13 protein-coding genes are annotated in these 21,279 nt (G+C 42.5%); 8 read left to right on the forward strand and 5 right to left on the reverse strand.

The features are described 5' to 3' along the window. On the reverse strand, positions 1-611 hold a 611-nt coding region (locus tag DRB05_RS08485; protein ID WP_128726551.1), incomplete at its 3' end, for a DUF642 domain-containing protein. A gap of 594 nt (positions 612-1,205) precedes the next feature. Next, positions 1,206-2,102 carry a LysR family transcriptional regulator gene (locus DRB05_RS08490; RefSeq protein ID WP_128726552.1) on the reverse strand — a complete coding sequence of 299 codons (897 nt, stop codon included), beginning with the start codon at positions 2,100-2,102 and terminating at the stop codon, positions 1,206-1,208. Positions 2,103-2,859: 757 nt separating this feature from the next. Here DRB05_RS08490 and DRB05_RS08495 point away from each other — a divergent pair. Together DRB05_RS08495 and DRB05_RS08500 are read left to right on the forward strand one after the other, a co-directional pair. Next, positions 2,860-4,083, forward strand: coding sequence for an alpha-xenorhabdolysin family binary toxin subunit A (locus DRB05_RS08495; RefSeq protein WP_128726553.1), 1,224 nt, complete (start codon positions 2,860-2,862; stop codon positions 4,081-4,083). A gap of 108 nt (positions 4,084-4,191) precedes the next feature. Next, complete coding sequence (locus DRB05_RS08500) at positions 4,192-6,540, forward strand: hypothetical protein (protein WP_128726554.1); 2,349 nt, start codon at positions 4,192-4,194, stop codon at positions 6,538-6,540. A 692-nt stretch (positions 6,541-7,232) separates the two neighbouring features. On the opposite strand, the gene DRB05_RS08505 is transcribed toward DRB05_RS08500, so the two are convergent. Next, positions 7,233-8,417: an MFS transporter gene (locus DRB05_RS08505; RefSeq protein ID WP_128726555.1), complete on the reverse strand. Its 1,185-nt coding sequence runs from the start codon at positions 8,415-8,417 to the stop codon at positions 7,233-7,235. 115 nt (positions 8,418-8,532) lie between these two features. Between DRB05_RS08505 and DRB05_RS08510 the strand changes: the two genes are divergently transcribed. The 4 genes from DRB05_RS08510 (at position 8,533) to DRB05_RS08525 (ending at position 13,793) form a co-directional block, all read left to right on the forward strand. Next, a complete protein-coding gene (locus DRB05_RS08510) occupies positions 8,533-9,420 on the forward strand; it encodes a LysR substrate-binding domain-containing protein (protein WP_128726556.1) in 888 nt (295 codons plus the stop codon). A gap of 101 nt (positions 9,421-9,521) precedes the next feature. After that, on the forward strand, positions 9,522-10,631 hold the full coding sequence (locus DRB05_RS08515; protein WP_128726557.1) for an alkene reductase: 1,110 nt from the start codon (positions 9,522-9,524) through the stop codon (positions 10,629-10,631). A 224-nt stretch (positions 10,632-10,855) separates the two neighbouring features. After that, positions 10,856-12,751, forward strand: coding sequence for a S9 family peptidase (locus DRB05_RS08520; protein WP_128726558.1), 1,896 nt, complete (start codon positions 10,856-10,858; stop codon positions 12,749-12,751). Between the two features lie 97 nt (positions 12,752-12,848). Continuing rightward, positions 12,849-13,793: a hypothetical protein gene (locus DRB05_RS08525; protein ID WP_128726559.1), complete on the forward strand. Its 945-nt coding sequence runs from the start codon at positions 12,849-12,851 to the stop codon at positions 13,791-13,793. A 61-nt stretch (positions 13,794-13,854) separates the two neighbouring features. Here DRB05_RS08525 and DRB05_RS08530 read toward each other — a convergent pair whose 3' ends face one another. Together DRB05_RS08530 and DRB05_RS08535 are read right to left on the reverse strand one after the other, a co-directional pair. After that, on the reverse strand, positions 13,855-15,561 hold the full coding sequence (locus DRB05_RS08530; protein ID WP_128726560.1) for an alkaline phosphatase D family protein: 1,707 nt from the start codon (positions 15,559-15,561) through the stop codon (positions 13,855-13,857). 106 nt (positions 15,562-15,667) lie between these two features. Continuing rightward, on the reverse strand, positions 15,668-16,591 hold the full coding sequence (locus DRB05_RS08535) for a sensor domain-containing diguanylate cyclase (RefSeq protein ID WP_128726561.1): 924 nt from the start codon (positions 16,589-16,591) through the stop codon (positions 15,668-15,670). Between the two features lie 201 nt (positions 16,592-16,792). Here DRB05_RS08535 and DRB05_RS08540 point away from each other — a divergent pair, with 201 nt between their 5' ends. Beyond that, on the forward strand, positions 16,793-17,968 hold the full coding sequence (locus DRB05_RS08540) for an efflux RND transporter periplasmic adaptor subunit (RefSeq protein WP_128726562.1): 1,176 nt from the start codon (positions 16,793-16,795) through the stop codon (positions 17,966-17,968). Between the two features lie 2 nt (positions 17,969-17,970). After that, the gene (locus DRB05_RS08545) at positions 17,971-21,153 is read left to right on the forward strand and encodes a multidrug efflux RND transporter permease subunit (RefSeq protein WP_128726563.1); all 3,183 of its coding nucleotides are present in this window, start codon (positions 17,971-17,973) and stop codon (positions 21,151-21,153) included. Positions 21,154-21,279 lie beyond the last annotated feature (126 nt).

Raw genomic sequence — 21,279 nt, forward strand, 5'->3', positions numbered from 1 at the left:
TAAACATAGCTGTTGCTGTCTTCACCAAAGTTATTGATACCATACACGCCAACTTTACAAGTCACCGGTGGCTCTGGTGGTGTAACTTCTTCTTCCTCTGTCACTACTACGTTGTCTAATAACGCACCCAATGAATCAGAAGTACCTAGGCCTTGAAACCGAAGTTGTGTTGAACTGCTCGTCGCTTCAACTGTGTACTCGTATTTTGTCCAGCCTCGGGTCGTTGCATTCATCGTCACTAACGTGTTATCACCAAACCAAGCACGAGCTCGATTGGTTGAATTATTGTTTACGATTCGAGGCGAGTAATAAAAGCTCACAGTATATTTTTTACCAGCTGTTGTCGGAATATTCTGGTAGATAGTATAATTTGCTGTTGAGTCAAGCTCTAGGTATTGATTGCCCTCTTGTGGCACGATAATACCGAGGCTTTGTTTTTGAATTTCAAATCTGGCACCGTCTCTACTCCAACCTTGGAGGTTGTCAAATAACGCCCAATCACCAGAAATATTTCCTGATGTTTCAAAAGAGCCGTTAACAACAAGATTATCGGCAGCACTTGCTGTACCAACGACTGACATTAACACTAAGGTTGCAAAGTTAAGTTTCATAGCCACTCCAATAAAATAGGGTTAATGTAAATTTATTGTTTACAGCAACACCTCTTAATATACTACCATTGTCGTACTTTTCTCCTCTACGGTCAATGCATAACCGAAAAACCAGATTTTATGATGTTTTACATCACTAAAGCAACTTAAAACCCAATACTTTTGGATTAGTTAAAAAGCATTGTGTTTTGAAATTTATTCGAAACTTTAATGAAGCTCATTATCTCATGACTTAAACTGAAGTTTAGGAACGGAATACGCTATGTCGTTGCCGTCAGAATTTAGTGATAAACACAACACCCAAAGAGGGGTTTTGATGCAGTTAAGAGTCTATAGTGTAACCGCTTTGACAAATACTTATTGTGGCGACAGTATTTTCAGTAAACTTAGCTGTTCTTTTGGCTAATTATATTGATTAATAAAATTTCCTTTACCAAAGCGCTTAAACCTACCCATTCTGAGTCTACTCGGGTAGTAGTGGCTTTCTACGTTATATGTTACCTGTTCAAAAAACAGCCAGGTTGAAATAATTTACTGAGGCGATCTAATACTCAGCCCATATTCAGAGTAACTAAAATGGCTACCAAGTTTTCATCACGTACACGAGTACATCGCGGCACTTTTTAATACAAACTGGTGCGCATCCATATAACTTTTAATAGCACGTTGCGCAATTTGTATTGTTGCAGGTACATCGATACTCCCTTTATGGATGCAAAATATCTCTACTTTTTCAAGCTCGAAGTCAGGGTCTACCCGTTCCAGCTTGTGATTATCAAATGCGATGATTTCTGGCACTAACCCAATACCGAGACCGCTTTCAATAAGCCTAATGGTGTCACTCACTGAGTTAGTTTTGTGATGCGCTCTAAATGAAAGCGGCTTCACTATGTTTTGGGTTGTATGCATAAATTGATAATTTGCGACTTTTCCTTCCCAAGAGTTTGCGATGTAAGGGGCTGTGCCCACATCAAATTCACTGTCCTTAGCTTTATATAGAACGTCTCTAAATGAGCCGATATGTTGCTGTGACTGCTCTACGTCTGCGCTTTTTCCCACTCTGACTGCAAGATCGATCCCCCGCTCAACTAGATTGAGTGGTCGATCTTCATTAATTAAATTTAGGCGTATTTTAGAGTGCGCCTTAATCAGCTTACATAATGCTGGCGCAACGATGGTTTGCATCAATGCATAAGATGCTGTCACTGTTAATTGCCCAGAAATTTCAGACTGCTTAGCTCTTGCCTTTTCCCACGCTAACTCGGATAGATGGCTGATCTCAAGACAGTATGTATAGAAATCTTTACCAACATTAGTCAATGATTGACTTCGCGTGTTTCTGTACAGTAGTGGCGCTCCTATCTCTTCTTCCAATTTCTTTAAGTGCTGGCTTATCACTGATTTAGACAAAGATAACTTATCTGCAGCTTTCGTCAGTGAACCTGACTCTACCACCCCTTTAAATATCATCATTCTTCTTAGCTTGTTCATTTTGACTTCTCTTTTATGTCGCTTCAAAAGATAAAGACCGCTACACACAAATAAAATTACATAATTAAAACATTAATTAAACATATATTTTAAATAATCACGAATGCACTAAAACTCCAGAGCCACACCTTATGCAACTTAGCGGACTAAGACTCACGCCAATGTCGTTAGTTAGAGTTAACTTAGGTTTTTTAGCTTTCATCTTGATTAAATTTGAGTGTTATTCATACACTCCCAAAAAAACGTGTAACTAGATAATTTTGAAAGTATTTTTATCTAATCCAATTATCATAAAATGGATTAAGCTTATTTTTTCAACAAATAGGAAGGTCTAAATCAAATCACAAGAAACATTGAGTTTGATTTTATGAAACAATCTAATTACGATTAAATTTCGAGCAAAAAGCACTGTTCAAGTTAACTGTTTGCGATTTCCCTTTGACAAAAACCTCTACATCTATAGCTGTAGACGGCTAGTTTAAAGTGTCTCTTTGTTAACTTTCATTTACTAAAAATACACTTTTGCAGATTGTATACACTAATATTTAATGTTATTGGAAATGCAACTAAATCTCTAAATTTGTTAGAAAGTGTATAAGTTCTTCCATTCACATTGTCCCTATATCAATAATATTAAAAGTACATTTAGTTAACATTTTAACTACATGCACTTTTATCTGAAGTTGTACTTTTGAAACTAAAAAGAGTTTCGTACAACTTAAAAGCTAGAACACATATTGATTAAGGAATATGAAAGATGAAACCAATTAAGTTAAAGAAAAGCGCAATTGCTATCGTAACGTCACTACAATTATTTGGACTTAGTCAGCTTGCTACGGCAAATACCGCCGTCCCTGAAATTTCACCAATTATGTACGATACGCTTCAAGGCGATATTGAAGGCTCACCATTGTTTATAGATGTCGGCTCGGATAACTTTCTACTTACTCAGGAACAGTGGCATACGATTCAAGTTTTTGCCGAGTCAGCTGTCAGTTTACCGAATAACGAAGCAGCCTTTAGAAGTGCGACGCGATATCCAGCGGATACGCCTCTAAATAACGACTACATAGCACTGATGACAACCTTTGAGTCAATCAATGCGTCGGGTCAGAACTGGAATCATAAGCTTTATCCAAGCATCATTGATCTCGCGACGAAATTAGCAAATTATTCCGATACCCATGTATTGCTAATTCAGCCGTTTATTGATGAATTAACAAAGTTACATAACGCGTCGCTAAGCGGAGATCTGCAAGCTGCCGAGCAAAGTCGACAAGTCGCAATTTCATTTCTAAACACCTTCATGAATTTTGTTGATGGTAATCTAACAAAAACCCAAACAGTGGTAGATCAACTCGTCACCTTTCAGGGGGATTTAACTACACACTCTGGACAATTAAATACACTGGAAGGCACTTTTGAAGATATCTTAAATAAAGACCAGCCAGCTAACATCCGAGATCGAATTAGTACCTTACAACGACGACTCAACGATCTAAATGATGAAAAGAGCGATTTAAAAACAGGTATTGGCTTAAGTAGTCTCGGCGGTGTGCTTGGGCTAATCATTGGCGGTAGTATCCAAGGCGCACAGTTAGAAGAAGTAAAGAGCGAGATTAATAAAGTAGAGTCTCAAATTGAGACGGCGAATAAGGAACTCGCCCACGCGATGAGTCTTGCAGCCTCGTATCAAATTGCCAAAGGGCAAGTGGAAGGCATGAACGAAAAAATTGAAACAGCGCTTGGCAATGTTCGTAAAGTTCAAGTGCACTGGCAGTCTTTGTATGGAGATATGCAATCTCTTCGAGATGTATTGACACAATTAAACAGTGACAATGCGTTACGTAATGCCAACGTGATTGTTGCAGGGATAGTTTCTTCACCTCTTGCCAGCAATGCCAGCAATTCATGGAAAGACATCGCAGACAAAGCAAGAGCGTTTCTACAGAACGCTTACCTGCCAACATCACAGCAGTAAGTATCACTAGACTTAAATTATAAGCATCATAACTAAACTTCTATTGAGCGCCCTACATTCACAGAGCGCTCAATAGGTGCGTCTTGTATGTTGCAACAAGGAATTACCATGAAACCAACTTTACTCAGCCTGTTGATTGGCTGCGCATTTTCGAGCCAAGCAGCGACTTGGAACGAGCTATATAATCTTGAGTTAAGTCAAAACTTACCAAGCATTACAACAACAAATCAACAACAGATAGACACACAAAATTACTTGGTCTCGGCATTACATGTCAATCTGAATGACGTACTTACCAGTGCTAGAGATCATAATACCATCGTCATTGCTGCAGATACCGTGGAAATCGACCGAAACATGATTTTCGATGCGCCAAATAAAAGGGTTTTTATCGTCGCACGCAAAATAATGGGTAATGGTACGGTGAGTATTAATTTAGATACTCAAAATGCCCAAGCATCAACACTGGTATTCATGGCCGATAAAGTTGAGGCTAATATCAATATAGTGACAGCTCATTCACCCAGCGGCGGTGAAATTGAACGTTTTAGCATCGCACCAGACTCCTTTGGTACGCTATATCAAGTTATACAAGGGAATAAGTTTGCGACGCCTATTTCCCCCGCGCTGACGTCACTAACTTCGGTGCACAAAGAGTACTTTTTAGATGCATTTGAAAAGTCGTTCGATATGGCGGCGGCCATTTATGATCAAAACCCAGCGTTGAGCATTGAGATGTTGAGCTGGCCTGAGTCTATACTAAATGCAGCTCATGATGTTAGAGAGTCATCAGTTCAAGCTAAGAACTTTTACTTGCAGCTTGCTAACTTTAAGCAGTTTTTGTCGTACGCAACTCTTAACAAAAACTATGTTCCTAGCTTGTCCCGCGACTTTTATGAGCTAACCATCAAAGCATACATTGATGCGATGGAAGCATATCAGGATAGCTATAGTAATTTTCAGCAACAAGGCCGAAGTTTAGAAAACAAGCGCCAAGATCTCACTTTAATGCAGGATAACCTGTTCGATGTTGCATCTGCTGAGCAACGAATTATCTCTCGCTCAGTAGAGCAACTGACGAGTTTGGTAAAGACACTTGATGAACAAAAAGCAGCATTCAGCGGACAAGAAAATAACGTCTTCTATTCAGGGGTCGAGTTTCAACAAGGAATTTTAGACTACAAACTAGATAAAATTACAGAAATCGGACTTAAAGTACTTGAAACCGTAATTAGTGCAGGCACTGCATTTGCAGGAGCTGCTGGGGGAGACACCAGTGGCCTGAAAGACTTAGTAGCGAGCTTACCCGCCACAATCCAAGAGATCAATGACTTAAAAACCAAAATTGATGATATAGCATCATTAATGGATAAAGTACAAAAGGTTAGCGGCCAGTTAAACGTATTATCGCAAAAAACTGCCGATCCGTTTTCTAGTAGTGAGCTTGCACAAGAGTTCAATCGCCTTAACTCACTCATTCCAACCAAAGAAGAGGCAAATCGAATTTGGGATGAATTTTTAATAACCGCTAAAGCACAAATGAAAAAAGCTATAGATGAAGATATTGACGGTTCAAGCGACTATCTTGTTGCTATCGAAAAGTTAATTAATCATGGTAAGGCAATTGTGGCTGTGGAAATTGATATTGCCCAGGAGCAGTCTAGACAGATAGATTTGCGGATCACCGCTGATGCAAAACTCAAGCAGATCAACCGTATAGATGCATTTTTACAAAACAATCAAAACAGTCTAGATGAAATTCAGGAAATGGAGGAGCAGCTATTTCGGACTCTGAATAATCTAAAACGTCCGATATTTGTTGCATTAACAAACTATCAGGCGGCATTTAGCTACTGGTCACTTGATGACACCATAGTGACACCAAGCCTTAATCAAAGTTATCAAGAATACCGCCTTGACTTAGCCTTGCTACGTGAGCAAGAGGCCGCGTCATTATTACGCTTTAACCCTCGACCTCAAGATTTTATGCTCACCATAGAAGAGTTAGATGCGCCGCAACAATTGCTGGATTTTGCGCAAGATGGTGAGATGAGTTTCACGCTGTCGTTAGAAGACATTGATTTTTCCCAATTTGATCGAGTTAGATTAGACGAGGTCAATGTTGTACTAGAAGGTTCGGGATTGAATGAGAACCAGCGCTACGATATCGAGGTAAGGTCAAGCGGTTCATATCAAGATAGGTTTAAAGGGCAACCCTATCAATTTAGTGCCGAATCGTTATACCGATTGGTGAGTTACGAGTTGTTAGATAGTGAAACGACACGCATAGATCCAATCACCAGTGGTGCAATCGCAAACGATTATGCGATTAATTACTTTAAACCAACTCCGTTTACTACTTGGTCAATTAAGCTGAAAAATCCACAGCTTTATGACTTAAGTAAAGTGACGAATATTAAAGTGTTGTTTAAAGGAAATGCGATCCCCAAACAATAGTGCAGCGCTTTTACTTTAAAGCCAAGTAGGAGCCACTTCACGTGGCGATCTTTTAACAAAAGCTCGCAGGATTAACCTGCTCCTACTTTGGTGAGGCTTGACTATTTGCTAAACCAGATTGCTTTTTTCGTAGGAGCCACTTTACGTGGCGATCTTTAACAAAAGCTCGCAGGATTAACCTGCTACTACTTTGGTGGAGTTCAAATATTTACTAAACCAGACCGCCTTTCGTAGGAGCCACTTCACGTGGCGATCTTTAACAAAAGCTCGCAGGATTAACCTGCTCCTACTTTGGTGGAGTTCAAATATTTACTAAACCAGATCGCCTTTTCGTAGGAGCCACTTCACGTGGCGATCTTTAACAAAAGCTCGCAGGATTATGCTGCTCCTACTTTGGTGAGGCTTGACTATTTGTTAAACCAGATCGCCTTTCGTAGGAGCCGCTTCACGTGGCGATCTTTAACAAAAGCTCGCAGGGTTAACCTGCTCCTACTTTGGTGGAGTTCAAATATTTACTAAACCAGACCGCCTTTCGTAGGAGCCGTTTCACGTGACGATCTTTAACAAAAGCTCGCAGGATTAACCTGCTCCTACTTTGGTGGAGTTCAAATATTTACTAAACCAGACCGCCTTTCGTAGGAGCCACTTCACGTGGCGATCTTTTAGTAAAATTCCTCCGGATGAGCCGTCACCTACTCTACAACTTGAGCCTTCAATAAAGATCTGTTATCCAGATAGCCACTAAAACGGGTTGCTAATAAGGCTGCAGCGCTGATAAGCGCCCCTACCCAAGCAGTGTCCTGCAGCGACATATTTTCAACAATTTGGCCACCTAACACAGAGCCGAATGCAATTCCAACGTTGAAGGCAGCGATATTCAATCCTGATGCGACATCCATCGCTTTTGGACTATATTTTTCGGCTAACTGTACAACATAGACCTGAAGACCAGGCACATTTCCAAAAGCAAATGCTCCCCACATTAATACCGTGATCACCACACCTACTTTCGACTGCATGGTAAATGTCAACACAGCTAAAATGACCGAGAGTAACGCGAAGATGATGGTCAGAGCGCTTATTGGCCCCTTTTTGTCTGCTAATTTGCCGCCATAGATATTGCCAATGGCAACGGATACACCATAAACCAGCATAATAATACTGACTGTAGCGGCATTAAAACCAGCTTCCTGTTGTAAAATTGGCGCAAGATAAGTGAATGCCGTAAAGGTTCCACCGTAACCAAGTATGGTCATAAGATAGACGAGCAGTAATCTGGGTTGCAATAATACCTTTGCCTGTTCAGACAGACTGGCTGATGCGCTTTGCTTTAGGTTCTTTGGAATCAATAGTGCACTTCCCAAGAGAGCGACAACACCTAAAGCAGAAACTACTAGAAACGTGGCTCGCCAGCCAAACTGTTGGCCAATCCAAGTACCCAAGGGGACACCCGTTACGAGCGCCACGGTCAGGCCCGTGAACATAATGGCTATGGCACTTGCCTCCTTGTCTTTTGAGACCAAACTTGTCGCAATCGTAGAACCAATAGAGAAGAACACACCATGAGCGAGTCCCGTCATGATCCTCGCCATAATGAGGCTTTCATAACTGGGCGCTTGCCACGCAAGCAAATTGCCAAAGACAAAGAGTGCCATCAAACTAAGTAATACAGACTTTCTATTCCATCGCCCTGTCAGTGCGGTTAAGACGGGCGCACCAACGGCAACGCCGATGGCATATAAACTCACCAGCAACCCTGCACTAGGCAGTGAAACTGATAAGTCTGAAGCGATGGTAGGTACTAAACCAACAATGACAAATTCGGTGGTACCAATGGCAAATGCGCTTAATGTCAGCGCCAGTAATGCAAGTGGCATAAATAAACCCTTCTGAGGTGATAAGCAATAAGTTGATGTAGTGTGAAAGCTTTTTTATTTGCAAAAAACAGTAAAAATGACAAAATACTTTTGTAGAAAATGAAAAGGAACGCATATGCCCGTTAGCTCTAAAACCGAAGATCTAGAAGCTTTTATCTGTGTTGTCGATACTGGTAGTTTTTCCGCTGCAGCAAATCTGATGGACGAACAAGTTGCAAAGGTCTCAAGAGCGGTAACTCGGCTAGAAAAGTCCCTGCGTGTAACGCTATTCAATCGAACTACTCGGCGGATAGAGCTAACCGAAGAAGGCGAACTATTTTTACGCTATGCGCGACAGGCACTCAATACCATTGAGCAAGGCGAAGAAGCGTTAAAGCTGTTACGATTTTCGCCGGCAGGTAAATTGAGAGTTGATGCTGCAAGCCCTTTCGTTTTTCACCAGCTTACGCCTATATTAAAAGGTTTTAATGAAGCCTTTCCCGATATTACTTTGGAAATAACTAGCCATGACAGCATCATCGATTTGTTAGAGCATAAAACCGATATCGCGATACGAATTGGTGACTTAGCTGATTCTAACCTTCATGCTCGATTGTTAGGCCGAAGTAAACTTCACCTTGTTGCGAGTCCTGACTATATAAGTAAGTTTTTAGGCAGTGAACCGTTGATTACTCTTTCAAATCACAACTTGATAGGTTTTACCGATGCCTCGCATCTCAACGTCTGGCCTTTACAAAATCCGCAGCAACTCAAGTTTTCCATTAGCGCATCCAGTGGTGAGACCGTGAGGCAATTGTGTATTGCAGGCCATGGTATTGCACTGCTATCTAACTTTATGGTGAGACAAGATATAAAAGCAGGAAGACTCGTTGAGGTATTTACCGAGCAAATTATTTCGCCAAACCGCAGAGAAGCGGTGCAAGCCGTGTATTATCAAAATAGTGGTGTATCTTCTCGGATTTCAGCATTTCTAGACTACATTGCGCCTAGGCTCACGCTATAGTTTTTCATTTTTTACAAATATATTTTGTATTTATTGCGGTTAATGAAAATATTTTAAATCGTTAAGCTTCTCATAGTGAAAATAAACGTTGAGGAGGCCAAATGGCTGATTTGTTTGAGTCAATTAATTTAGCAGGTAAAACACTTAACAATCGTATAGTGATGCCACCTATGACCCGCTCACGGGCGAGTCAACCTGGGGATATCCCTAACAATTTGATGGCAACCTATTACGCACAGCGTGCAACGGCTGGTTTAATTATTAGTGAAGGGACACAAATATCGCAACTCGGTAAGGGGTATGCTTGGACACCGGGGATCTATTCAGACGCCCAAGTTGCTGGCTGGAAACAAGTCACAAAACAAGTGCATGATGCAGGCGGCGTTATGTTTGCGCAGCTTTGGCATGTTGGACGAGTATCGCACCAAAGCAATACAGGTGGGCTTCAGCCAATTTCAGCTTCAACAATTCAAGCTCGGGGTGTAAAGGTCTTCATCGATGAAAATGATTCACCTAATTTTATTCAAGCACAAACACCAAGAGCAATGACCCTAGCAGACATCAATAATGTAATTAACGAATATCGACACGCAGCACGCAACGCGATGCAGGCAGGGTTCGACGGAATTGAACTACATGCAGCGAACGGTTATTTGATCAATCAATTTTTAGACTCTTGCTCAAATCAAAGAACAGATGGCTATGGTGGCTCAATTGATAACCGCATTCGCTTTTTGCGTGAGGTCGTGACGGCTGTGAGTGACGAGATAGGCAGTGACAAAGTGGGCGTTAGGCTTGCGCCGCTTACTACCTTAAATGGTACAGTTGATGAAAACCCTGAGCAGACATACCTCGCAGCAATTCAACAACTAAATGCGCTCAACGTGTGCTACGTACACATCGCGGAAGCGGATTGGGAAGATGCGCCAGATATGCCTCGGCGCTTTAAGCATGCAATTAGGGAGGCATTTAATGGCGTGTTAATCTATGCTGGAAAATATACGAAAGCGCGCGCCCAACAAGCTCTTGATGAAGGTTGGGCTGATATGATTGGGTTTGGCCGTCCATTTGTCGCTAACCCTGATCTCCCCCACAGGCTAGCACATAATTTGCGCTTGAATAAGCATCAGCCTGAGACATTATTTGGTGGTAGTGAACAAGGCTATACGGATTACCAAACCCACGACTCAAATTCAATTAACACAAAGTAGACTAAAAGTTGGCTTTCAATCTGCGTAAACCTTGATTAGTGCTTACGCAGTGCCAACATTTGCTGTTTAAGGTGAGAAAAATTTATCTAACTGTCGTGCTCGCCTTTCCTAAATTATCACTAACGATTATATCTACCTATACATATAGATTGGCGTTTAGCCTGTAAATAGGGAATAATGTCGCCAAATTAAAGACACATAAAATAATCTACTTCTATCAGAAAATGAAAAATATAATTCTATTTGCCATAGCACTACTCTGCACCATCTCTGTTAAAGCCCAGTTACCCGTAGAGAGTTATGCACAACTACCTAATATGAGTAAAGTTTCACTTTCACCCAGTGGTAAGGCTGTCGCCTATTTACAAAATTACGAAGGCGATCTGGTTCTAACGACTTATGACCTTAAGACGCAGAAAAAAAGATATATCCTAAAAACGGACAACAAAACCATTACGTTAAGTTGGTATGACTGGGCAACAGACGAATTGTTAATTTTCGGCGCTGATTACACTGAGGTACAAAGAGGTGTTAAGTATACCTCATCGCGTTTATTTAAATATAACTTAGCTGATGAATCAGCGAAGTTAGAGCAAATCAATCAGCCTTATCGTGACCAAGTTTTAGCACAGTTTCAGGATAGCGTGATCAGTTTACTACCAGATCAACCCAACAAGGTCCTGGTACAAGCAGATTTTGATATCGTAAATAAGCCAAGTGTTTATCTTTTGGATATCAAAAGAGATCGACGTCAACTGGTTGTTCGGGGCAGAAGTAAAATTTCCAGTTGGATAGCCGATCAACAAGGTAATGTAAGAATAGGTTACGGGTTTGAGGGGATCAAAGCTTATTACATGCTCTATGATAACGAGACGAAGGACCTAATTGATTTCTACACCTTTCAGGCTCGTGGCCCAGAAGCTATCCATATTCTTGGATTTGATAAAGATCCAAATATTATTTACCTAACCGCACTTCATAATGGTAAAGATGCGCTCTTTAAAGCAGATATTACTAAGCGCCCGCTTATACCTCAGCTCGTTTTCTCCGATCCAGATTATGACTTTGATGGCCGCATCATTTATTCACATGACGGCAGAGCCATAGGCTTCAGCCATTCCAACCTCGATAACTCGAGAGTTTATTGGGACGAAGACCGCAAACTCCTGCAACGTTCACTTAAAGCCGCATTGCCAAGTTATGACACTGTTGTAATAAGTATGAGTGCGGATAATAAAAAATACATTGCGTACGGCGATTCTGACCAAGACTCTGGCACATACCTGATTGGTGACAGAGAAACCAGCTCTTTAGCGGGGTTAGGACGTTTATATCCAGATATTACAGGTGACAATTATTTAGGCAAACAAAGGGTATCATTTAAGGCGCGTGACGGCCTTGAAATTGAGGGTTATTTAACCCTACCTAAAGCATTCGATTCGGCTGCGCCGACAATAATCCTTCCACACGGTGGGCCATACTCTCGTGACTACGCTGGATTTGATTACTGGTCCGAGCTATTGGCGAGCCGTGGCTTTGTGGTTTTTCAACCTAACTTTAGAGGCTCTTTTGGCTATGGCTTTGACTTCTTTAATGAAGCAAATCAAGGTTGGGGAGGAAAGATGCAAGATGATTTACAAGATGCAGCAAATTGGTTGGTTGCAGAAAAGTATGCACTCAAAAATAAAATCTGTATAGGTGGCGCAAGTTACGGTGGCTATGCGGCACTAATGGCTGTGGTAAAACATCCTGAGACGTTTCAATGTGCAGCAAGCTTTGCTGGCGTTACAGACTTAGAATCAATAGTCAGTCGCGCGCGCTTTTTCACAAATAAAGCGCTTGTCCGTGATCAATTTGGACAAGATACTGATAAACTTAAAGTACAATCCCCTGTTAACTATGCGAAACAAATTAACCGCCCTGTGTTACTTATTCATGGTGATGACGATAAAGTCGTGCCTGTGAATCACAGTCGTGACATGGCAGATGAACTTGAAGATCATGACAAAAAGTTCAAATATATAGAGCTTGAGGATGGCAACCATTATCTGAGTTATCAAGCACACAGAGTGAAGACACTCACTGAGTTTTTAGCTTTTTTCGAAAAGCATCTAAAATAACAAAGCGCCGCAAGCAGCGGCGTTTTTTATTGAGAGCGTGACTTCTTCTGTCACAGAGTTGATGTATTATAGGCTGCTAACATAAAGGAGAATTATTGTGCAGCTCGTTAAATTATTCGCCATGGCAGTGATGCCTATGCTCAGTGTATTTCAAGCATCGGCAGCGTCCTTTTTAGTCTTTGGTGATATGCCCTACACGGAGATGGACAGGGCCATGCTGATGCCTAATGGTGCACTGCATGAAAAGGTAAACGATACACAGCATGATTTTATGGTGCATGTAGGTGATATGAAATCTGGTGCTGAGCCCTGTACTGATCAGCTGCTTAAAGATAATTATGCCCTGATCTCAAGTGTGAGTAGTCAACCTTTTATATTCACTCCCGGAGACAATGATTGGACGGACTGCGACCGTGAGACCCTAAACCCTAGGTTTGATGAACTAGAAAGATTAGACTTCGTTCGTCAACACTTTGCAGTACAAATGCCTAGCCTGCCAAAGTTCAGTCGCCAGCAAACAATACCGGAAAATCAATCTTGGCTAGTGGATGATGTACAGTTTTTAACCTTACATGTACCAGGCACCAACAGCGGTCGCAGACAAATATTATTATCTGATAAAACAGCGGTGCACGCTGAGTCCTATCGTCGTGATGTCGAGAATATGAAGTGGTTAAATAGCTTGCTAACACCAAGCCATAAAGCCGCGGTGATATTTCTACAAGCCGACCTGTATCAAAAAGAGAAGCACTCAGGACGATGTCATAAAAACTCAAAAGCTAAATGTGATGGTTATCAATTATATCGAGAGACACTTGCAGAATATGCAGCCCGACTGAGTTATCCGTTGTTGTTGATACATGGAGATACGGGAGAGTTTTGCTTTTCTGAACAGGCAAAGAATCTATGGCGTCTAAATGCTCCTGGAGACTTTCAATATTTAGATATTGCAAAAGTTAAAGTTAAAGGGGATAAAAAGAAACCGTTCAAGGTAACAGCGCTGCTCTCGCAAGATAAAATAGTTAAATGTAAGGGGCTGTAAAGCCCCTTTACGCACCTTTTACTAAGCAGTAAATTAGTGTCTCGCGAATTGTTTGTAGTACCTAAAGTAAAAGCTCGCGCTGTTTATTGTGGCTTTCAAACTGCTCTTGCTTAACTGTATTGACAAAATGCCACTCACTTTCCACCTTCTCTTTTGTGAAATTAAGCGTTAAATAACCACGCTGATGAATATTCGCATACTCAAGGTCATCGACTAGTAATTGCAATACCTCAGCAAATTGTAGCGCCTGCTCATCGCCTAATTGCAAGTAATGCTCAAGCCCCGGAGAGCTGACAGAAGCTGTCGCGTATTCTTGGCCACAGACGGTTCCGCTTGCATCGCAGAGCTTACCAGACCACGCGTTGTGCGTATCTCCAGCAACGACAACTAAGTTTTTATTGGCCGCTTTTGCAGTTTGTAAAATCACTTCACGTTCAATCGGATAGCCATCCCATGCATCCAAGTTATAAGGAGCAGTAGACGTGACTCGCGCCTTTTCTTGTTCTGACAACGTTGAATCACCAGCAAGCAGTCTGCTCTTAATTTGAGCAAGCTCTGTTAATTGCGTCGACATTTGTGCAGAAGGATTTGCAAGAGACATAAGCAGCTCGGCTGGGATCACCATTTTGGTCATCAATACTTGTTGCCCTAAGACTTGCCACTTCGCTGCCGATGCCTTCATGTTATCGGTTAGCCAAGTCAATTGATTTATACCCAACAGCTGTTGGGAAGGCGCGGTGAGATCCGCCTGAAATCCGGCAAAATCCACTTGTCCTGTTGTAGGGTCAATATAATCTTGATAGTCAAGTGCTTTAGCTCGGCTCTCGTGACGAGTATCTAGCATATAAAGTGACAACAAATCGCCAAATTCAAATTTACGATAGAGGCTCTCGAGTTGATCCTTAACCATCGGACGTACTGGCATCCATTCATAGTAGGCTTGCAGTGCGGCAAGCCTCCGGGCTGTGTACTCCCCTTCTCCCTCGTTATGGTTCTCAGCACCATCCATGTATGAGTCATTACATACCTCATGGTCGTCCCATACCGCAATAAATGGCGTACTGGCGTGGAGAGCTTGCAGGCCAAAATCGGTACGATATTTAGCATAGCGACGACGATAATCATTTAATGAAATAATCTCGTTCGCATTATCTGCATCCAGCCCTCGGCCCATGGCGTCGGCATTTTCAGTGGCATACCCACCCATCCCATATTCGTATATGTAGTCACCTAAATGTAATACCGCGTCTAAATCACTGCGTTTTGCAGCCTCTGCGTAGACATGAAAGTAACCTGCCGGATAATTTGCACAAGACATCACGGCAAGTTTTACCTGAGTGACATCGTTAACGGGTAAGGTCTTGCATTTACCTATGGGAGAATGCGTTTCCTTAGTGACAAAGCGATAAAAGTAGCGGCTATTTGCAGTCAGGCCATTAAGATCTACTTTAACGGTGTAATCGTTTTTTGCTAATGCGGCCAGCTGGTGGCTTTGTAGTAAGACACCAAAGTCTTCTGATTCTGATACTTGTAGAGTGACATCCACACTATTGGGTGTACCTTCAGGAGTGACACGCGTCCACAATATAACGCTATCAGCTAAAGGATCGCCACTTGCGACACCATGATTAAATACGACAGCAAAATCGTTGCTTGCAACGGCTTTACTATCACTACTGCCGCAACCTACTAACGAGACGCTAATTGTTGCCGCGCCAACGCCCATTAATGCACTTTTAATAAAATCTCGACGGGTAAAACTTGCCATTATCATTGTTCCTTAACTTCAAAATGCGCCATATTAGGCGCACTTATCTACTGCTCGAAGGAACTAGCTTAGTTAAGCATTATTACATTTTAACGATTGGCCTTAATTAGTGCGGATTTGGAATAACTTGATTCCTGCCATTGACTTTGGCTTCTTGTAACATTGTATCTGCGCGACGCACAATGCTTTCAACACCAGTCTCGCCCGCGCCAAATTCAGCGACCCCAAAAGAGCTGGTAATATCGACCTCCTCTGCTACGGCAATCTGAAATGATGTCTGCTCAATCAGGTTGCGTGCTCGCTCGGCAACAAGGGTCGCGCCCTCTAACCCAGTATTGGGCAGCACCAACGCGAATTCCTCTCCACCTAATCGGGCTATTAAATCCGTGTCTCTTAACATTTCAGAGAGTAATGAGCTCACATGAACTAATACCATATCTCCCGCTTCATGACCGAATCGCTCGTTAATTGCACGGAAGTTATCAAGATCTGTCAGTATCACACTAAACGGTGTTCTGTAACGTTCATATAACCTAATTTGACTATCAATTTTATCGCTTAGCTGCCTACGACTGGCGACGCCGGTTAATGGATCAGTTTTGGTAATAAAATCAAGTTCTTTACGTAAATGTTCGAGTTCGCTACACATCGCTTTTGTTGTAGTGATATTGTCTCCGTAGATAGCAAAGGCATCATCTTGCAACGGAAAACATCGTAATTTAAAAAACTCACCGTTTAAGGTATCAATTTCAATTTCTGGATAGTCTAATTCACAGCCATTGCTTAAGCCTAAAAACCACTCGGTGAGTTCATCCCCATCGAGCCTGTCATCAAACGTATCGTCTGTTTGTGGGTCGAAGATATTACTCAGTGTGCGCCCAGTTAAATGAGACGAAGGTTGTCCGATTAGCTTTGCCATTGCTTTATTACAAAATTCAAGTACCGATTTGTTGCTGACAATAGCAACTGCATCGTCACTTTTATTCAGCAACACACTCAAAAGGGATTGTAAATGGTTGACGTTAGACATAATTCAATTCCATTAGACTTTTTGTTATTTTAAATCAATCGAGAGGATTTATCTTAGATCTCACGCAAATCACATAAAAAAATCATTTGATTTTTTATTCAAGTCAATTGATTCCAATTAAGCACCAATCATATTCCATTTTACTTATATTTAATGCAACAAATGAAACGTATAGTTACCTCCATACACAAAGGAGGAACTATGTTAAAACCAACGCAACTCGCAACGATTATTTCTGCTTTGCTACTGCTAAGTGCATGTGGCGAAGCTGAGCAGGCAAGCATTCAAACTCCGCCTATTCAACCAATTGATGTAGCTGCAACACCACAAATTAGCATTGCTGATTGGCATACCTATACAACACGTCTTTCTTCTCCAAACGAAGTCGCACTTCGCGCTCGAGTCACGGGAGTGATCAGCTCGGTAAACTTCAAAGAAGGAGATACGGTGCGCCAAGGCGATGTTCTATTTGAGCTGGACGACAGAACTTTCCTAGCTGAGGTTGCCAGCCTTGCCGCACAGGTGAAACGTGCCGAAGCGGCGCTTTCGCAAGCAAAAAGTGAGTCTGCGCGAGCGCTTCGATTAAGCAAGCAAAAAGCGATTTCGACCGAAGAGGTCGATGCTCGTGTTTCGCTTACCGCGCAGCGTGAAGCCGAACTAGATGCGCTTAGGGCTTCATTTAAAGCAGCCCAACTAAACTTAGAGTTTAGTAAGATCACAGCACCAATCAGCGGCAAAATTTCCTTTGCCGAGGTCACTCAAGGTAACACCATTAGAGCAAACGACACGTTACTTACTACGATAGTTGCAACCGATAAGATGTATGCGTATTTTGATATCGATGAACGCACTTGGAATAGTCAGTTTGCATCAGTGACTGAAGGTGAGTCGCTTCCTGTGAAATTACAGCTACTGGGCCGTGAGTCACAGCCAGTTATGGGTAAGCTAGACTTTATTGACAACGCCATTGATGACCATTCCGGAACCCTAAAAGTACGCGCTTCTTTTGATAATCACAGTGGACAGCTACGACCCGGCTCGTTTGCACGAGTGAGTCTTTCATCCGGTGAGCAAAACGATCGAGTATTAATTCCAGACCGCGCTGTTGGTACAGATCTTAAAAATCGTTTTGTTCTAGTCGTAAATGAGTCTAATACACTTGAATATCGTCTAATCACACTCGGTAATCGCTATGGCAAATTTCGCGCTGTTGAGTCGGGTTTAGCCGCAGGAGAGCGTATCGCGGTGAATGGTCCAGCGCGTGTAGGCCCAGGCATGCCAATAAGCCCAAATTCCGTGACGCTTACTTTGCCAGATAACATTGCCACAGAAGTGGTTGCGATGACGCCAAGCGATTCTTCACAAGGATTAAACTAATAATGAAATTTTCCCATTTTTTCATTAAGCGCCCTATTTTTGCGGCGATGATGTCACTCGTGATATTAATCGCTGGGGCCATTTCCCTTTTTCAGCTTCCCGTGAGTGAGTATCCAGAGGTGGTCCCGCCGACCGTTGTGGTATCTGCAACCTACCCCGGTGCCAACCCAAAAGTCATTGCTGAAACCGTTGCAACGCCGCTTGAACAAGAGATCAATGGTGTTGAAAACATGCTGTATATGTTTTCTCAAGCAACCAGTGATGGTCGTTTAACACTTACCGTGACTTTTGCACTTGGTACTGACTTAGACCGAGCCCAAGTGCAAGTACAAAACCGAGTAAATAGCGCTATTCCAAGATTACCGCAAGAAGTACAACGCTTAGGGGTTGTGGCTGAAAAGGCGTCACCAGATCTCACTATGGTGGTGCACTTGGTATCGCCAAGTGGCTCGCATGATACCAGCTACCTCTCTAACTATGCCGATATTTATGTCAAAGATCAGATAGCGCGTTTGCCGGGAGTTGGTGATGTAAAACTATTCGGCGGCGGTAAATACGCGTTGCGGATATGGCTAAACCCCGAGCAATTGGCTGAAAGAAACTTAACCGCAAGCGATGTGGTCCGAGCAATCCAACAACAAAACCGCCAAGTAGCAGCTGGCTCTTTGGGTGCTCAACCCACAACCAATGAAAATCAATTCCAAATTCTGTTAAACGTTAAAGGCCGTTTGGCAGATACCAGTGAATTTGACAATATTATTGTTAGCGTATCAGGCGATGGTGCGATCACTAGACTCAAAGACATTGGCCGAGTTGAGCTTGGACAAGATAACTACGCGTTAAGAGCTTTGCTAGATGGTAACGAAGCGGTGGCAATGCCGATTTTCCAGCGTCCTGGTTCTAACGCGATAGAGCTGTCGGATCAGGTGCGTGAAACCATGAAAGAGTTATCGACACGTTTTCCTGAAGGGGTTGAATACGATATCGTTTACGATCCGACAATCTTTGTTCGCGGCTCAATCGATGCGGTAATTTCGACATTATTAGAAGCCATCGTACTTGTGGTATTAGTTGTTATCTTATTCTTGCAAACATGGCGCGCTTCGATTATTCCGCTGGTGGCCGTGCCTGTATCGTTAGTTGGTACTTTTGCTGCAATGCAGTGGCTTGGTGTTTCTATCAATACGTTGTCGTTGTTTGGTTTGGTACTGGCAATCGGTATCGTAGTCGATGATGCCATCGTCGTGGTTGAAAACGTTGAGCGTAATATTGAAAACGGCCTTGCGCCCTTTGAGGCAACTAAACAAGCGATGTCGGAGGTGACAGGCCCTATTATAGCGATTGCATTGGTGCTTTGTGCAGTGTTTATTCCAACTGCATTTATTACCGGGTTGTCAGGCCAGTTTTACAAACAGTTTGCCCTCACGATCACGATTTCGACGCTGATCTCGGCATTTAACTCATTAACATTATCACCAGCGCTAGCTGCACTACTGTTAAAACCGCACGGTGCTAAACCTGACAAACTCACAGTAGTGTTAGATAAATTGTTTGGTCAGTGGCTATTCAAACCGTTTAATCGCTTTTTTGATAAGGCAGCTCACGGCTATGTTGGACTAGTAAAAAAACTTATTAGACTGAGCACCATTGTGTTGGTGGTTTATTTAGGGTTAATTTTTGCTACTACTAAGTTGTTTAGCACCATCCCTGGCGGCTTTATTCCGCAGCAGGACAAACAGTATCTTGTTGCGATTGCCCAACTGCCAGACGCTGCGAGTTTGGATAGAACAGAAGCCGTTGTACGTGAGATGGAACAAATTGCATTACAGACTCCAGGCGTTTTACATTCTGTGTCTTTCCCTGGGCTTTCAGTAAATGGTTTTACAAACAGCCCAAATAGCGGGATTGTATTTGTTGCCCTAGACAAATTTGAAAATCGCACATCGCCTGAGTTGTATGCGTCGTCAATCGCAGCGCAGCTTAATCAAAAGTTTGCCATCATAGATGAAGCGTTTGTCGCGGTCTTCCCTCCGCCACCAATTCAAGGCTTAGGCACGACTGGTGGTTTTAAACTGCAAATTGAAGATAGAGCAAACCTTGGCTTTGAGAAGCTATTCTCGGATTTACAAGCAGTGATAGCAAAAGCGCAGCAACAACCGGAGCTAATGGGACTGTACTCAAGCTTTAGGATCCAAGTACCACAAATGGACATTGATATCGACCGTGAGCAAGCTATGGTACAAGGCGTACCGCTTGAGGAGGTGTTTAATGCATTACAGATCTATTTAGGCTCAATGTACGTTAATGACTTTAACTTATTTGGCCGCACTTATCAGGTCACCGCTCAAGCTGACGCTAACTTTCGCTCAGATCCAGCACAAATTCTGTCTTACAAAGTAAGAAATAACTATGGTCAAATGGTGCCACTTGGCGCAGTACTCAAAGTCACGCCGACAACGGGACCTGATCGTGTTATGCACTATAACGGGTATCCGACTGCCGAGTTAAATGGCAGCCCTGCGCCCGGCTATTCTTCGGATCAAGCGCAAATGGCAATTGAAGCCGTGCTAAACGAAACGCTTAGCGAAGGCATGGCATTTGAGTGGACTGAAGTCACCTATCAGCAGATCCTCGCGGGTAACGTGATGGTGTATATCTTCCCACTGGTTGTACTCTTGGTGTTTATGGTTTTGGCATCGCAATACGAAAGCCTAAAGCTACCATTTGCAATCATCCTCATTGTACCAATGACCATACTGTCAGCATTAGTTGGGGTGTGGCTAACAGGGGGTGACAATAATATCTTTACCCAGATTGCACTTATCGTTTTGGTTGCTTTGGCGTGTAAAAATGCAATCCTAATGGTGGAATTTGCAAAAGAAGAGTACGAGCAAGGCAAGACTAATTTGGAGTCAATTATTGAGGCATGTAAACTACGTTTACGTCCTATTTTGATGACGTCAATTGCCTTTACCGCAGGGGTTGTACCTCTGGTACTTGCAACTGGTGCGGGTGCTGAAATGCGCGAAACCATGGGTATTGCGGTATTCTCAGGAATGATAGGGGTTACCTTGTTTGGTCTATTGTTTACACCAATTTTCTTTATGGTGATGACTAAACGAATATACACGCCAAAAATACGCGAAGCACAGAGTCCCCCTAATACTATTCCTGTAAAGGATTAATTAACTTGTAATCATGTTTAAAGGCCCTCGGGGCCTTTTTTATGCCGCTTTTTATTGCCTTGTAACCACACTATTCACCTTAACTTCATCCGTCTGCGCTAGATTATCAGATACCGTCTTTTTCTC

The sequence above is a fragment of the Pseudoalteromonas sp. A757 genome (assembly GCF_004103285.1).
Taxonomy (GTDB): domain Bacteria; phylum Pseudomonadota; class Gammaproteobacteria; order Enterobacterales; family Alteromonadaceae; genus Pseudoalteromonas; species Pseudoalteromonas galatheae.

Excerpts from the sequence above, each read along its gene's own strand:
- DRB05_RS08490 (WP_128726552.1), bottom strand. The coding sequence starts at position 2,102 with ATGAACAAGCTAAGAAGAATGATGATATTTAAAGGGGTGGTAGAGTCA.
- DRB05_RS08495 (WP_128726553.1), top strand. The coding sequence starts at position 2,860 with ATGAAACCAATTAAGTTAAAGAAAAGCGCAATTGCTATCGTAACGTCA.
- DRB05_RS08500 (WP_128726554.1), top strand. The coding sequence starts at position 4,192 with ATGAAACCAACTTTACTCAGCCTGTTGATTGGCTGCGCATTTTCGAGC.
- DRB05_RS08505 (WP_128726555.1), bottom strand. The coding sequence starts at position 8,417 with ATGCCACTTGCATTACTGGCGCTGACATTAAGCGCATTTGCCATTGGT.
- DRB05_RS08510 (WP_128726556.1), top strand. The coding sequence starts at position 8,533 with ATGCCCGTTAGCTCTAAAACCGAAGATCTAGAAGCTTTTATCTGTGTT.
- DRB05_RS08515 (WP_128726557.1), top strand. The coding sequence starts at position 9,522 with ATGGCTGATTTGTTTGAGTCAATTAATTTAGCAGGTAAAACACTTAAC.
- DRB05_RS08520 (WP_128726558.1), top strand. The coding sequence starts at position 10,856 with ATGAAAAATATAATTCTATTTGCCATAGCACTACTCTGCACCATCTCT.
- DRB05_RS08530 (WP_128726560.1), bottom strand. The coding sequence starts at position 15,561 with ATGGCAAGTTTTACCCGTCGAGATTTTATTAAAAGTGCATTAATGGGC.
- DRB05_RS08535 (WP_128726561.1), bottom strand. The coding sequence starts at position 16,591 with ATGTCTAACGTCAACCATTTACAATCCCTTTTGAGTGTGTTGCTGAAT.
- DRB05_RS08540 (WP_128726562.1), top strand. The coding sequence starts at position 16,793 with ATGTTAAAACCAACGCAACTCGCAACGATTATTTCTGCTTTGCTACTG.
- DRB05_RS08545 (WP_128726563.1), top strand. The coding sequence starts at position 17,971 with ATGAAATTTTCCCATTTTTTCATTAAGCGCCCTATTTTTGCGGCGATG.